Below are 15,322 nucleotides of genomic sequence, written 5' to 3'. Positions count from 1 at the left end.
GAGCACCCCTGCCTGTTTTGCGTGAAATGAACAGCGTTGATTTGTTTTAATTTTTATGAGAATGATTATCGGGAAAACACATCGGTATTATAAGGGAATTTGTTGGGGGGAGCAACATGTGGAAAATTCCAGGTGGGGGGTTTGGGGATAACGGTTTGGAGTGATTGGATGAAAGGTGCTGCGCTGGCAATGAAGCGCGAGTAATCTCCTGGACTGCCGTTCGATTTTTTTCAATGATGAAATTGACAAATTTTGTCCGTATCACAACCTTTGGGCTACTTGGGACGTGATTCAACCTTGCTTGATTGTTTCGGCAACGGAAGTCAAAAAGAGAGGCGCCTGCCCCTCTCCCTAGGTGACGTTGCTTTTATTGCTGCATCCATTATTGAAGCAAATAACTCCTATTCAGATGCTTTTCGACGATAACGCTTTTTGTTTTCAATAACCCTTGTCTTTTAAATGGATCGGGAATCAGTTGTGACATGGCCAGACGTTACAAGCTTTACTCTTCTGGCAGACTATGAAATGTAATTGACGCATCGTGGGTACAGCGTTAAACGATACCACTCAGGAATACCCCTCAAAACTCTTTGATACCCTCTTTTACTAATTCTAAATATTTCACTTCTCGTTTATATCTTTCATATAGTTCACGTTCTTCATAGGCTTTTAAATAATTTAACATCTCTTTCAAGCCTTCTATTCTGATCATAGCTGACATATCTGCCAAACCACTTGAACTTATCAACGTCCTCTTGTGTTTCTCCAGTTCAAGAAATCGTTCAATCAATTCTTTAAACCCTTCCAAAGAATAGTCTTTATTAATAAAATCTCGATTAAAATCAACGTTCTTCAAGTCGCTAGTATAATCAGCTATAACTTCTTTACGTCTTGCAATTGATAAATCAGCCTCTCTTTGCAAAGGGCCAAATCGAAAATGGTTTTTCCATTGAATAATAGTTTTTTTAGGCACGTTTAAAATGCTACTTATTTCAGCTGGGATCAGATTCTTCTCTACACAATATTCGTACATTATTTCTCTGAGCGATTTCCCATGTTCTTCTTCAACCTGCTTTTTATAATCATTGTTTGACTTCATAGGTGAAACAACTCCTCCCGCTGCGGAAAATAGTGGATGATTCTCTAATCAAATTGAACTACAGCCGTGGAAGCCCAAGGTCCAAGAAACTTGAAAGTGTACTTGATCAATTATTTTTTATGGTTCGCAGGCAAGAACACTCTTAAAGTAACCAGTCAATCTGGCGCACTGCTCCTATCCGTTGATACTGCTCGTAAATGATGCTGATGTCCAAATCCAGCACACGATCCTTGCTGTCAAAGCGCCTGAACGTTTTTCGACCGTAACTTTCAGGCAAAACCCGCCATACAAAATGGATGTCATACGGAAATTCCCAAGTTTTTGTTGCCTTTTCCAACAGCAACAGCTCATCTAGCATCTGGCCTATACAGGGTCCGTGTGTATCCAATGAAAACGTTAGATTCATGCATGCCTCCCTGACAATATCTAGTGAGACTTGCCTGATTGCTATCTCACGACCAAAATGGTGCACTTTTATCCCCAGTTATCCTCTCCAATTGGACATGTTTAAAGATGTTGCCCCAGAGGTCGTAAGCCATTCCTGTTTTACCAGCATACACGCTACGCTTCGTCTAAAATAAGCACCGCGCCTATACCACTCATGCATTTTCGATCCGAAATTCATATTGCCCAAACTGATCTCTGAGCTTCTCTTCGTACGGCAGCCACTCCGAATCACTCCAGATCGGTATCCCTGTGAGTTGCGACAGCTTGTCTGCGGCCTGTTCCGGACTTGTCAGCTTGATGAACGAATCAAAATCCTCCACACGCATCCCCAACGCTTCTCGCATGTAGTCATCATGAAGACGCTCTTCTTTCAGCCCGTACTCGTCCCGCGTCCACGGTTCACAAAAGATTTTTTCCGCTTGAATCTCTCCGTTCTCGTAAAACGACAACTCGAATATTTCCTCATTGATGTATCCGGCGGTCATTACTGGTTCCTCGATCAGCTGGGACAGCGCTTTGCCGATCTTCTTCACCGTGCCCCAGACAAAATAATCGTGGAGCACGCTGATCCAGTTGTCGTTGCTTTTGCTTATGTGCATGACAACTTTGGGCTTTTGCGCCTCCGTGTCTGGCTGATTACTTTTCCATTCGCCAACAGACCGCTCTGAAACATCCGCAGCCGCTTCATTTTGCGTAGATGAATAACCTAATACCTCGGCGCGCTCTTCGCTTAGCTTTTTTAGCGTCTCGACAGCCTTCTCAAAACTTCCCGACTTGATATGCAAATTTGCGAACGATCTGCCCACGGGTTTGCCTCCTCGCACTTTTTTGCCATTGCAGTACATTGCTGCTACATGCTCATCGCCTAAAAGCAGACTCTCGGTTGTCTGATATTTCCATTATTAAGGAACATTCGTGCTGAGTCTACCTTCACCTGAATGTTGGAAATGAATTTGGCAAAGGTTTGTTGTTCATACTTGTTTCGTGCAACCCACCCGGTCAGAAACTTCGACATCATCAATAGGCGTTGCCGACTCATTTACCAGGCTAGGCCATATTCCACATCCCATACAAAAAAGAGTCCCCCCGTTTGCACCAGGAAAACTCTCTCTACGCCTTTATATCGCTGGGCTTTTCCTATTGCAGGTCGCCAGCATGAATGCTCGATTGTCCTTACACTGACATCGCTTTTCCTAAACAAACCAAGTCTGTTCGTTACACGAAAAGCGAAAAGCAACTGCATGTACTAATCAATGTATGACTTTAAAAATCCCTCAAGCCGCGCCTTGACGGCTGGCCACTCCCTGTCGAGTATGCTGTAGTAAATCGTGTCTCTTACATACCCGTCAGGCAAAATCATATGGTTTCGCAAAACGCCCTCTTTGACTGCGCCAAGCCGCTCAATTGCTTTTTGGGACCTGACATTCCGACTGTCCGTTTTCAGTTGAACTCGAATGGCTCCCGCCGTTTCAAAGCAATATTTTAACAGCAAGTATTTGGCTTCCGTATTGATGGAAGTCCTCCACATCGCAGGAGTCAGCCAGGTCGAGCCAATCTCCAGGCTTTTGTTTGGAATAGAGATATCGTAAAATCTGGTGCTGCCTACTGCCTTTTGCGTCTTTTGTTCGACGATAACAAACGGAAAGGCATTCTTTTGTTCCAAAGCTTTCGAGACATACTCTTTTGCGTCTTCCAGTGACTGGATTCGCCCTTGTGTCAGCCCCCATATATCCGGGAACCGACCTGCCTCATACAAATCCTCGGCATGCCTCAGTTCCAGAGGAGCCAGCGTTACATTGACACCAGTTAGCACCAATGGGGTTGTCATATTCATCCCAAATCTCATCCTTTCAGAGCTTTTTTGCTGAACAGACTTCAACCAATACCGATCACAGAGCCAGCCTCCATCTGATGCATCTATCAGAACCAATATTTCACATAGAATTACTTGGTTTTAATGGCGTGGATGTGCTGTTTTTTGGGGAAATAGCTTCATTGATAGAGCGTAGCAACTGGGATCGTCAATATTTCGCCTCGCAGGGGGCCGCCCGAATTGTCTTGCTGAAAGATGCCTCTGGCAGACAAAAGGGCGCACAAATGCAGCGTTAATAGAAGGAATCCTCTACTCCGAAACAATCTCCACATCCTCTCTCGTCAACGACCAACCAATCATTTCTTCGTCTCTCAACTTCTCTTGAAAATTCAGTTTCCCCAAAATTTTCGCAGAGTCAGCATTATCTATGCGGCATCTGGCCGCGATCGCCTTTACCTCTGGTTGGGAAAATGCCCAATGAACCAACCCTCTGGCAGCTTCCACCGCAAAGCCTTTCTTGCGTTCATTTCCAATAATCCCATAGCCGATATCGACTTCGCCCTGATCATTTGGTCTTCCCTTAAAACCAGCATCTCCGATAATGGTGTTGCCGTCTTGTTTTACGATCATCCATGATTCAAAACCTGTTGGTTCGCCGACAAGCTCCAGATTTTTAATGATCTTTGGCAAGGTTTCGATTGCATCTTCATCCGGCCAGCCATCTCCCAGACGATAGCCGTCTGCTAGAAGCTCATCGAAGTTTCCTTGCAAGATCTACTCCGCACTGCTTTTGGTAAACGGTGTTAACAAAAGTCTGTCTGTCGTAATTCGTTTGTCTTTCACTTGGTGTTTATCTCCTTTTTCATTTTTGGCATTATCATAAAAATGATCGCCCGCTCATCATATCACATTATGAAAATTATGGACATATTTTGACAGCATGAACAGACTTCGCTCGCGTGCCAATTTGCCAAACAGCTTGCCGCTCCTTCCACTTACTAGCTCAGGCCTTCATCAAGTTTTCAAGTGGTCAATGCCAGTAGCCTCTTTACTCTTTAGCAAGTTATGAAGATATAAGTCCTCTACTGCACCAAAACCAAAGACTCACTTTCTTTAGACACAGTAAACATTCCTAATAATTCACAAAGAAATGCATAGTGTTAAAGATCAAAAAATAAAAAAGGAAAATCAAGGAAATACATGATGCGATCATTTCAAAAGTCGATAGCTGCAAAGCAAATCAAAACATAAAATCCCCCTTTTTACGAAAATGCCTGGCAAGCAATTGTTCTCGGTAAAAAGGGGGCTAGAAATTAATGCACATTAATCATATTGCAGTGAAAGGATATCTACTATCATTTTGCTATTTAGTAGATCCAAATGTGCTAATTGATTGCGTGCCTCATATAGCAATCGAAAGGAGCGCTCATCATTTGAATTGTGGAAGCCATTAGTTTTAAAGTAATAGTACCACATATGACGCAGCTCCATATCTTGCGGGAGTTCAAGTAATTTCTCAAAATTGTCTCGTTGCGGCAACTCGCCTTGCAACTCATCACTGTAACGTTTAATAAAGTAGCGACGCATTTCCTCAATAATTGGAAAGACAACATGAATCTGCGCCTCCCAAATTATAGAGGACACCTTCTCTGGATTATCTACAAGATCTCTCGCCGTCTCATAATCAGAAGCCAGCTCGCGCAGTAACTCAAAAGCATTATTCACCACCCCTTCAACAGTTAATTTGCTGCACAGCTCTGGATCAGTTCCGGCCATTCTTGAGGCGATCTGCGTAATATAGTTGCGTAGCCCTACAGTAAGTCCGGGTCTTTCAGCAATGCAATAGGAAGCGAACAGTTGCATATCATAATGTGCCACGTAGTCGCTCCATTGCAACAATTTCATCCCTTTGCGGGCGGTTGGCAATGGAGAGGTGACACTGTATGTCAAGACAAGCAGACCATTCCGCTGTGAGCTAAACTTTGCATATTCAATTGCAAAATCAATCCATTTTGTTCGGCAATTCATCTCTCGCACCATCAGTACGCGACCTGAAAGCAAATCATTTTTTGCAATATATTCAGATCGAGTTCCATCCATAGGATGATATTCAACCTGATGTGCGTAATCATTCATTAGTGCCTCTCCGACATCCATATCTTGCGCCCATTCGTCAGCCCGAATTTGTCCGATTTGGAGACTGCTGTCACATTGCAGCAACCTTTCCTTGAGCAGATGAAAAAAGTCCTCCTTGTAAGGTGGCTCTTCAAGCACTATAACGCGATAGTTACTGGTGGCCGCCACGGTATCCTGAAGATACCGTGCAGCACCAGACATATAATTCCACCAAAGCGATGGTTTTTCCATGTTAATACTCTCCCAATTCGTAAAGCTGATAAAACAGCTCGTCTTCACTGCTGCCGAGCATCTGGAAGAAGCTGTAACGATTAAACACATAGCTATCTGAACCACGCGTCTCCCTGCGGATGATGTTCAGTTCATCCATTTCCTCCAGCAGTGCCTTGACACTATCTTCCGACAAGCTCGCTATCTTGTTGATATTGAACTCTCTGCAAATTTTGATGATGTCCTGCGCGGATGAACTCTGGCCAATTCCAGCCTCATAATAACGGTAGGCCATCGCCTTCGCCAAAATGTCATACAAATTATCAGTATCAAGCTGCAATGTAATCCGAAACTTATTTTCAATCTCTGTGAGAAGTTCTCTTTGTCCGAGCAATGTCTTGATATGCTTCTCATCAAGCAAATAGGGCGGATTGGAGTTTTCATTATAATTGCCGTTGCGATAGCTGTCAGTTATTGCTTCGATCAGTTTTTGGCAATAAAGATGAATCAGACCCGGATAGTAGTTTGTCTTCGCAAGAATAAGGCTGATGATGTCCTCGCCATTTTCTTCAATCCGAAATCCGAGGTATTGCAACGGACGAAGCAGCAAGTCACGAGCATCCAGATATTCCAATGGTCGGATTGTGATGTGGCCCAAATGCGCAAGTACGCTGTTGCCGCCAAGCCGTCGCTTGTTGAATCGGACAACATCCCGGAGTCCCGCAAGAACAAATTTGAATTGTCCATTGAATGTATCTTTCAGTTCCTTCAGTATTTCGAGCGGCCGATTTTGGCAACTCTCGCAGCTTGCAAGAAACGCATCTGCTTCGTCAAGCAACAGCATTAATTTCTGAATGGGACGCTCCTTGGCAAAAAGCCTTTCACGCAGTGCTATTCGCAACTCATCCCAGGTGTAGCATGGCTGAGCCAATACCTTTTCCATTACCAACTCTTCACATATGGCACGAAGTGATGCATCTGTATTCTTCTCCCGTAAATCGACGAAGACTGCATACCGAGCTTTTTCAGGATCGTGTTCCCGATTTTTTGATTCTCTAAGCAATGCCGTTTTACCAAGTTGCCGTCCACCATAGACAAATACCGGACCATTCATGCTTCTGATTTTTTCCATCTCATCAGTTCGACCAATAAACATTTCTGGCGGAATCCCGCCAACTGGGATATATGGCTGAATCTTGCTTGATGGCAAGGCAATCGTAAGAAATGCATCGCCCCGAGCGATTTGACTGTATCCTGCCAAAAACAGTGCCATAACCCTGTCAATGACAACAATTATTTCTGGAATTGATCGCAATTTGATTGACTTGGCTAACAGCTTTCTGTCAGCCAACGAGAGCGCATAGTCAAGTACAACGATAGTTGCCGCTCCATTGCCCGCGCCACGCTGTGTCACTTCATCCAGCAAGTTGTCAGCCGTCCGAACTCCGGCCATTGCCAGCACGCGAACTCCTTTTTGCACAGCCTCGGTGCCAAACTCCTTGAACGGATGAGGATACTGACCTAGTAGAGCATCACGGGCAGCCGGGAAAACATAAAATTCATTCTCTCGTTGTTTCACAACTTTCTCCACCTTGTGAAACAACAGTTGTTCCATGAACTCGCTTATTTGATGTGGTTGAAACTTGTACCATTGTCGGATAAAACTCTCTGCACTATGCGTGTTGCGATTTTGCTGATTCGGATACAGCATATTACGAACAAATTGGTTGTATACGCGATACAGATCCGCACTTTTATTAGTGTTGCATCCTTGAAAAAGTACCTGATATCGCTCAAGAAATAACATGTACAAGTCACTGTCAAGCATTTGAAGCGACGGCGTATCTTTTTGGCCGCTAGCAGCTAACTGGATGTAGTCTTCGGCAACTGTCATATTGCGTCTTTCGAGAGCTTGTTCAATTTTATCGAGAATTGGCCACTGCCGGAGCACATCCTCGTCGCCTGCCTGATCATCTCGATCCGCATTCAGAAGTGTATCCTCTTTCAACGCATCCAAACGGCTGCGGGTTGCTTCCATGCGAGTGTCAGAACCTCTCACAATTTGTGCGCGGCAGTGTTCAAGCAGACGTTTGAAAAACCCGACATTGAGCGTTTTCTCCGCATGTTTTTTTGCAGCTTCTGCCAACTTGATATAGCCATACATTTCGTCATTGCTTGCCATTTGACCATAATTTTGAGCGAGTTCCACCTCAGCTCTGAAATCATCATTATATTTCACGAGCTGCTGAGGTGCCTTGCGGCGTATCTCGCTAACCGTCGTATCAGCCAGCCATTCCCCAGAGCGCTTGGCAATCAAATCGTACATTCCCATGTCGTAGTTGCGCAACGCCTGGTCAGCCGCTTCTTCCCAGGATTCGAACTTCTTGCTGCAATGACGTAGCACACGTTCCCAAAGGGTATACCCGGCAACTGGTTGGTGCGACTGGAGCCATTGCTCATCTTTGATAGGAAGATAGTCAGAATCCAGCTCAATTTCTCCTGAGAGCAACAATGACTCATAAAAGGGGTGTTTACGATCATCACCTGTGTCTCCAAAGACAGATTGCAAATTGTGAATTGAGTCAAGAAGCAGGTTATGGCCTACCTTATCCAATAAAATCGCTTGTTCATCCAACTGCCGCATCGCTTCAAGAACCAGTTCTTGCGATTTTTTACGCGCTTTGCTTGCCGTCTCTGGAGGAATATAGGTTGACCCACTCATCGAAGACAGGGCATAGCGGCAAGCATAGCACCGCAAAAGTGGCTCTGTCGCTTCATGCAACCAATTTATCATCTTTTTTCGATAAGTCCCAATGAGCCTGTCACTCTTATCATTGCTGGACCAATTGACCATTCCAGCCCAATATTTGTCAAGGTATTGCTCCAGTTTTACGTGAGTCGGCTGAAGATTAAGGCCTCCCGGATCGGTAGACAGATCTGTCTCGGTAAACAATTGGCATACGTCGCGCAGCTGCTCCAGCTGCATTTCGAACGCACGTTGCAAAAAGTGAGTAATGACGCCACTGTTACCATACAGTTCAACGGCCATCTCCTTAATCTTCGGATGGTTAATTGAAGTCATAGTATTGCGGGGGAAAACCGTTTCGATTGTCTCTTTAATGCGCTCTTCTACCTGTTTCAATGCCAAGTGAACATCGAGTTGGTCGCGAACATCAGATGACACGCAATACTTGATGCCGATATTATGCCGTTCAATAAACATCCAGAAGTAACTAATGAGTTGCTTGATGCCCGGAAAAGTTTCCAGGACGTCACTCGACAAGTCACTGTTAATTTGCTTCCACCGATTATTCAAGCGATAGTCGTTTGGATCTTTGGGATCAAAAAAAATTTTCAACCACATAGCTGCTTTGACGCAGTCATCAAGCATCTCGAAATTGTTGAACGGAAGCGTGATTGGCATATCGGCAAGCGTATGCCAGTCCTCATCACGGCAGAGCGGATCATTGAGAATGAATGAAATTTTGTCACGCAAAATCTGGACGTCTTTGGATAGCCCGGCCGCTGCGTGCAACAGCAACATCCCTTCCGCCCGATTTCCTTCCGCAAGCATATTCAGAGAACTTTCTACAACATGCTTAAGATCTTCTGCGCTTATCGAAACGAATGATTCTGATTTTTGCTGATCGGACTGTTGAGTTTGCCCTATTTCAACTACTGCGTACGAATTTTCTTTTTTATTTCCGGCTAAAACTGACGCATCTGCCTGCGAGCCCGAGCGTTCCTGATCCATTGCCGGCGTTTGACTATTTGCGTGCAAAGCTTCATGAATCACGGTTCCTGCTACCGTTGGCTCCTCTGCCACACTGTTATTGGCATTCGTTTCCGACAGATCGAACAATACAGACAAATGATCCGAACCTTCCCCGTCTCCGATAATAGGAAGCTGGTCTTCTACAAACAAAAAGTATGCTTGCCGTCCTGTGGAAGACAGCCATTTAACCCAGTAACACCCTTCGTCCATCGAACCAACTGCGACGAGAGGAATGCAATTATCCTTGTTATTTGCCAACTCCATCACAAGGCCAAGATCTGCCTGCGGATCCCTTGCATCAAGAATACCAGGAATGATCAAATAACGGTTTCCGGTCTTTTTATCGGAAACTTCCCGATGTGGAAAAGGCTTTATGGTTACCCGTGACATCGACAAACGCTTGGGCACATGATTATTCAGCACTTGCAACGCTTGATTGATATGTTTAAGCCGGAAAAGATCTGTAGCCATCTTGTCGCTATACAACTCTGTTTGGGCTTCTTCCGTTTCGCTCAAGAGCTTCATTTGTGAACGTGTCTGCAAAAGCCGTCTGCTGGAGTCTTTTTGGAATGCCACTGCTCCATACGCGCTGAGCGTATAGAAAACATCGGATCGTTCCGCCAACTCTATGACATGCTCAACCACATAGCCTTTCTGCCCCAGCTTCCGAATGGTGTTTCGCATAATTTCTTCTGGATCACCAGATGTACGGGCATTTCCCCGCATAGGATTTGCCATTAATTTTTCAAGCTGGCTGTCGGCTATAGCCCCATTATTATACAAATAGGACATAATAAAAGCTGCCAAGTGCGGTATTACTGATGCTTGTTTCAATTCTCCTTCAAATTTATTTGAGGAAAAACTGTCGATATTTTTCTTCTTACTAGTGCAGTCATACTTGACTATCGAAAAATCAAGCAAACTGTCCGGAATTCCGGCAAATTCATCAACGATCGGGGGAGCTGTTGTCGCTTGTTCACAATAGGCAAGAGAGTTCCTAAGGTCGGTTACTGACAATTCGCTTTCACTTTTAGAACTCTCTCCATATACTCCTATGCTATCTGATGTTGGACAATCCTTGTGATCGATCATCCCCTCTGGGGAAACCTCCAAGTTTTCCTCATCAATCATTGTCTCAGTAGAATGGCCGGTTATGACTGGACCTTCCTCCAAAACTTTAATTTCTTCCCCCACTTCAACAGTACGCTCTACCAGAGCAGCGCTTGTAACATCTGGCCAAAAGAGCCATCCCTGTTCCAGTGCATACCTAGTGGCTACCCCGATTGATTTTGTAATCTGATTGTACATCTCTACATGATTATCAGAATCGGCTGGATTACATATAAATTGAACAACTCTCTCATAGATTTGCCCAGCTTCCGCCAGTTCTTCACCCGACAGCTGTTGAAGCAGACTCTCCGCTTTGGATTGCTGCTGCACAAATTCATAGGCAACCCCGTCATCCGAACATTGCAGACGAATAAATGCCTCAATAGACTGACGCACCCGCTCTACCCTCTCCAAAAGATGGGAGGTACGTTCGATATCGTCCGCGATATCTCTTAATTCATTCAGGGTAGATGGCTTACCATATTTTGATGGGATAACGCTGAAAATATCATTCTGCAGTTGAAACACTGAAGCTAACGATTTATTTACAGCTTCATGCACTCCCTCTGACAGTATCTCGCCAGATTCCAGTTGAGAATGTATTTTTTTCACTTGGACAGCAGCATTCCCTCGAGCAAGTATCAACTCCTGCATCATATCTTCGATTTTTTGTTGATGGTCTGACACACGGTCCCTCCTAATTAATAATAATGTGTTTGCCTCTTACCACTCACTCTCATTGCCATCTCATATTTTCGGGCCAATCTCACCTCACTCCTTAATTGTTGGAAAATATAGCTATTTTCAGTTTACCATTCAATCTTACATTCATGAAGACTTTTGACCTATAAATTCATTCTCTATTCGGTATTTTTTCCTAAATTTAATTAAAATAATGATGTTTAGAACAATTTTCATATCAAATCACCTTCACACTTTTCTAGATATATTTTCATGAAGCCTTTGTACAAGAGCACATGCTTGGCAATCTTAACCTTCTCACGGTTTTCCACCCCACTTCCCCCTGCACAAAAAAAAGAGTCTCCCTGCCCCCCCTCCAGGAAAACTCTCCGCTCCCTACCTTGTCACCCCGCTCAACAACAGCCGATGCAACCCGCTGATCAGGCACACCCCCGCCGTGACAAAAAAGGCGATGAAGTACGAGTGATGCCAGTTGCCCAAAAGACCTGCCACCACGGGACTGAGGACAGCCCCGACCGACAACACGGCAGAGTAAATGCTGAACACGCTGCCGTACATTTCGCGCGGAGTGTGGATCGTCAAGGTCGTGGCAAAAGCCGGGAACAGCATTCCGAAGCATGCGCCGAGGCAGAACATCATCACCTGAATCGGAATCGCCAGACCCATCGCCAGCATGTACATCAAGAGGCTGAGGATGCCAAGCCCCGCAAATGACCGCGTTTCGATCGCTACCTTGTGCAGCCAAAACTGGCTGAGGATCGCGAGCGCTCCCAATCCTTTCAGGCTGAACAAAATTCCCGTAACGGCTGGCGACATCCCTTGCTTTTGCACGAGCAGCGGCACTTCGTAAATGATCGTCCCTTGCGCGTAGATGATGGCAAACCCGCCGAGAAAAGCCGGATACAGCATCCGATTTTCCATGATCGCGAGCAGACTCTGTTTGCCCGATATGTTCGGCTTGGAGGGCGCTGCCTGGTCGCTGCCGCTGTCCACTACTCTGGAAGGAAGGACGAGCCAGGAAAAAACGCCTGCCACGATCATGATGTAACCCAAAATGACGAACGACTGGCCGTAGCCGAACTGTACCGCAAAAAAGCTCCCGACCGCTGGCGAGACGATCCCGGCTGTCGTGAGCACAAGTCCTTTTTTGCCCATGATTTCGCCCTGTTCCAGCGCGGTTTTGCCTGTCTCCCCCAACATGGCGGAACAGGCGGGCGAGACGAACGCCATGACGAAGCCAAGCATCAGGCGAAACGAAAAAAATGCCCCGGCATGCGTCACGAGTCCTTGTCCAATCAGCATTACCCCAGCCAGGATCAGGCCTCCGGCAATAAACCATTTCTTCGGAAAACGGTCGAGAAAAGGGCCTGCGATGAGATTGCCGCTCAGATTGCTGATGGCATAACCACCCAGCACGAAGCCGATCATCGCAGCGGATACGCCCAATATATTCAAGTACGGCGCCAGCAGCGGCGTTTGCGCGTGCATGTCAAAGGCAACGAGAAACAACACGACCAACAGCAGAACCCTCAAAGCATTCCCATCCTCTCATCCCGCCAGTCTTTGTCCCAGTATATGAGGGGAGTCGTCCAAGTAGGATAGGAAAAGCTTTCTGAATTGCCAAAAACAAGCAGCTTTTCTCGCTTGCATCCTGTATGATGGAAAAAAATGAAAAGGCTGGTGAGTCAAGCTATGATCGTTTTGCAAACAGAGCGTCTTGTTCTGCGGCGCGCGCACGCGGAAGATGATGCGGCCTTTATTTTCGGGCTTTTGAACGAGCCATCCTGGTTGCAGTACATCGGTGATCGCGGCGTCCGCACGTTGGCAGATGCGCAGCAGTACATCGTCAACAGCTTGCAGGCAAGCTACGAAAGCTACGGCTTTGGCTTGTTTGTCGTCGCAGAAAAAGCAACAGGCACTCCGGTAGGCTTGTGTGGCCTCATAAAAAGAGATTTTCTGGAGGATGTCGATATCGGCTATGCTCTCTGTCCTCCCTATTGGGGAAAAGGGTACGCCTTCGAAGCGGCCTCCGCTGTTTTGGACTACGGGCGCGAGGCGTTCGGGCTGAAACGGATCGTCGCGATCACGGACAAGGCGAATGATGCATCCGGCAAATTGCTGGAGAAGCTGGGCTTGCGCTGGGAAGGCTACGTTCGCAAGCAGCCCGATCAGGAAGAGCTGAAGTTCTTCTCCATTGATTTCCCCTCCTAAGACTTTAGGCAAAAAAGCCGTTAGCAAGCCCGTCTTTAAGCGAGCAAATCTTTCAGTCAAGCGCGCCGGAACACGAAAAACAGGACCCCGCAATTCCTGCGAAGTCCTGTTCTACTCTCCTGCCACTTACGATTGAACAGCTTTCAACCCGAGCGAGCTTTCATGGAATTTGATGGACGAATGCTTATCCATCGCTACCCGAAGCTGGTACTCGCTTTCGAACAGCATGACCGGACGTCCGTAGCGGTCTGTCACGGTTTTGTTCTTCACGGCATCGAGCGCCGCTTTGTCGCCTTCGAGCCAGCGGGCAATCTGATACGGCATTCTCGTCAGCATAATATCGACGCCATACTCTGCTTTGAGTCGGTATTCCAGCACCTCAAACTGCAAGACGCCGACTACGCCGAGAATCAGTTCTTCCATTGGATAGGTGCGGAATAATTGTACCGTCCCTTCCTCTGTCAGCTGCATGATGCCTTTTTGGAACTGCTTGTGCTTCATCGCGTCTTTCACCATGACTTTGGAGAAAAACTCAGGCGAGAAGTGCGGCATTTCCTCGTACTCGAACGACTGGCCGACACAGAGCGTGTCTCCGATCTGGAAAATGCCCGGATCGAACAAGCCGATGACATCGCCTGCGAACGACTCCTCGACGATCTCGCGGTCTTGCGCCATGAACTGCACAGGCTGCGCCAGCTTGATGTCTTTGCCCAGACGCACGTGCTTCACGGCCATGCCGCGCTCGAACTTTCCGGAGCAAATGCGCAAGAAAGCGATACGGTCGCGGTGAGCCGGGTTCATGTTGGCCTGGATTTTGAAAATAAAGCCGGAGAACGGATTGGTGTACGGATCGATCATGCCGGCATTGCTCTTTTTCGCGGAAGGCGCTGGCGCCATTTGCAGGAAGTTGTCCAGGAAAGTCTGCACGCCGAAGTTGTTGATCGCGCTTCCGAAGAACACAGGTGTCAGCTGTCCTTGGGCAATCAGTTCCGGATCGAACTCATCCCCTGCTACGTCGAGCAGAGAAATTTCGTCCTGCAGTTGCTGCCACAGCTCCTGACCGACGCGGTCGCCGATCAGCGGGTCTTCGGCTCCCTCTACCGGGAAAAACGAGATATCTTCATGCTGCGTGTTGGTCTGATACAGCTCGACGCGGGATTTCATGCGGTCGTACACTCCGCTGAAGTAGCTTCCCATGCCGATCGGCCAGTTCATCGGGTACGAACGGATGCCCAGTACGCGCTCGATTTCTTCCAACAGCTCAAACGGGTCTTTCCCGTGACGGTCCAGCTTGTTGACGAATGTAAAAATCGGAATGCCGCGCATCCGACAGACCTTGAACAGCTTGATCGTCTGCGCCTCCACCCCTTTTGCCACGTCGATGATCATGACGGCAGCGTCGGCAGCAGTCAGGGTGCGGTACGTGTCTTCACTGAAGTCCTGGTGACCAGGAGTGTCCAAAATATTGATGTGGTGCCCGTTGTATTCAAAGTCCATCGCACTGGACGTAACGGAGATTCCGCGCTTTTTCTCGATCTCCATCCAGTCGGAGGTAGCGTGCTTGGAGTTTTTCCGGCCTTTGACCACCCCTGCTTCGCGAATGGCTCCGCCGTAGTAAAGCAGCTTTTCCGTCATCGTCGTTTTACCCGCATCCGGGTGGGAGATGATGGCAAAGGTGCGTCGTTTTGCTATCTCATTTTCCCATTGGGGATTGGTTTGACTCATCAATCATTCTCCTGTCATCGCGAATAAGTAGCCAGATTGTTTTCCTATACGATTATACCGACAAATGCGTGCTGCATCCACCTAGTAATTTTTC

General features: G+C 46.7%; 10 protein-coding genes. 1 reads left to right on the top strand and 9 read right to left on the bottom strand.

The window, feature by feature from the left end; translation table 11 throughout:
* Positions 1-580: 580 nt before the first annotated feature.
* The 8 genes from M2298_RS04460 to M2298_RS04425 all read right to left on the bottom strand — a co-directional run bounded on the left by M2298_RS04460 (position 581) and on the right by M2298_RS04425 (position 12,825).
* Positions 581-1,099, bottom strand: a complete 519-nt coding sequence (locus M2298_RS04460) for a hypothetical protein (RefSeq protein WP_280648268.1) — start codon at positions 1,097-1,099, stop codon at positions 581-583.
* A gap of 142 nt (positions 1,100-1,241) precedes the next feature.
* The gene (locus M2298_RS04455) at positions 1,242-1,505 is read right to left on the bottom strand and encodes a hypothetical protein (protein ID WP_280648267.1); all 264 of its coding nucleotides are present in this window, start codon (positions 1,503-1,505) and stop codon (positions 1,242-1,244) included.
* Positions 1,506-1,698: 193 nt separating this feature from the next.
* Positions 1,699-2,352: a hypothetical protein gene (locus M2298_RS04450; protein ID WP_242771867.1), complete on the bottom strand. Its 654-nt coding sequence runs from the start codon at positions 2,350-2,352 to the stop codon at positions 1,699-1,701.
* Between the two features lie 440 nt (positions 2,353-2,792).
* On the bottom strand, positions 2,793-3,380 hold the full coding sequence (locus M2298_RS04445) for a GNAT family N-acetyltransferase (protein WP_173595645.1): 588 nt from the start codon (positions 3,378-3,380) through the stop codon (positions 2,793-2,795).
* 288 nt (positions 3,381-3,668) lie between these two features.
* The gene (locus M2298_RS04440) at positions 3,669-4,130 is read right to left on the bottom strand and encodes a GNAT family N-acetyltransferase (protein ID WP_280648266.1); all 462 of its coding nucleotides are present in this window, start codon (positions 4,128-4,130) and stop codon (positions 3,669-3,671) included.
* Positions 4,131-4,682: 552 nt separating this feature from the next.
* The gene (locus M2298_RS04435; RefSeq protein ID WP_242771873.1) at positions 4,683-5,726 is read right to left on the bottom strand and encodes a hypothetical protein; all 1,044 of its coding nucleotides are present in this window, start codon (positions 5,724-5,726) and stop codon (positions 4,683-4,685) included.
* 1 nt (position 5,727) lies between these two features.
* Positions 5,728-11,277 carry an AAA family ATPase gene (locus tag M2298_RS04430; RefSeq protein ID WP_242771876.1) on the bottom strand — a complete coding sequence of 1,850 codons (5,550 nt, stop codon included), beginning with the start codon at positions 11,275-11,277 and terminating at the stop codon, positions 5,728-5,730.
* A gap of 390 nt (positions 11,278-11,667) precedes the next feature.
* Positions 11,668-12,825: an MFS transporter gene (locus M2298_RS04425; protein ID WP_173595640.1), complete on the bottom strand. Its 1,158-nt coding sequence runs from the start codon at positions 12,823-12,825 to the stop codon at positions 11,668-11,670.
* 159 nt (positions 12,826-12,984) lie between these two features.
* Between M2298_RS04425 and M2298_RS04420 the strand changes: the two genes are divergently transcribed.
* Positions 12,985-13,503: a GNAT family N-acetyltransferase gene (locus M2298_RS04420; RefSeq protein WP_173595639.1), complete on the top strand. Its 519-nt coding sequence runs from the start codon at positions 12,985-12,987 to the stop codon at positions 13,501-13,503.
* 126 nt (positions 13,504-13,629) lie between these two features.
* On the opposite strand, the gene M2298_RS04415 is transcribed toward M2298_RS04420, so the two are convergent.
* The gene (locus M2298_RS04415; RefSeq protein ID WP_122965742.1) at positions 13,630-15,228 is read right to left on the bottom strand and encodes a peptide chain release factor 3; all 1,599 of its coding nucleotides are present in this window, start codon (positions 15,226-15,228) and stop codon (positions 13,630-13,632) included.
* Between the last annotated feature and the right edge of the window lie 94 nt (positions 15,229-15,322).

The organism is Brevibacillus sp. 1238, assembly GCF_029892995.1.
Taxonomy (GTDB): Bacteria; Bacillota; Bacilli; order Brevibacillales; family Brevibacillaceae; genus Brevibacillus; species Brevibacillus parabrevis.
This window is presented reverse-complemented; position numbering and strand designations above follow the sequence as displayed.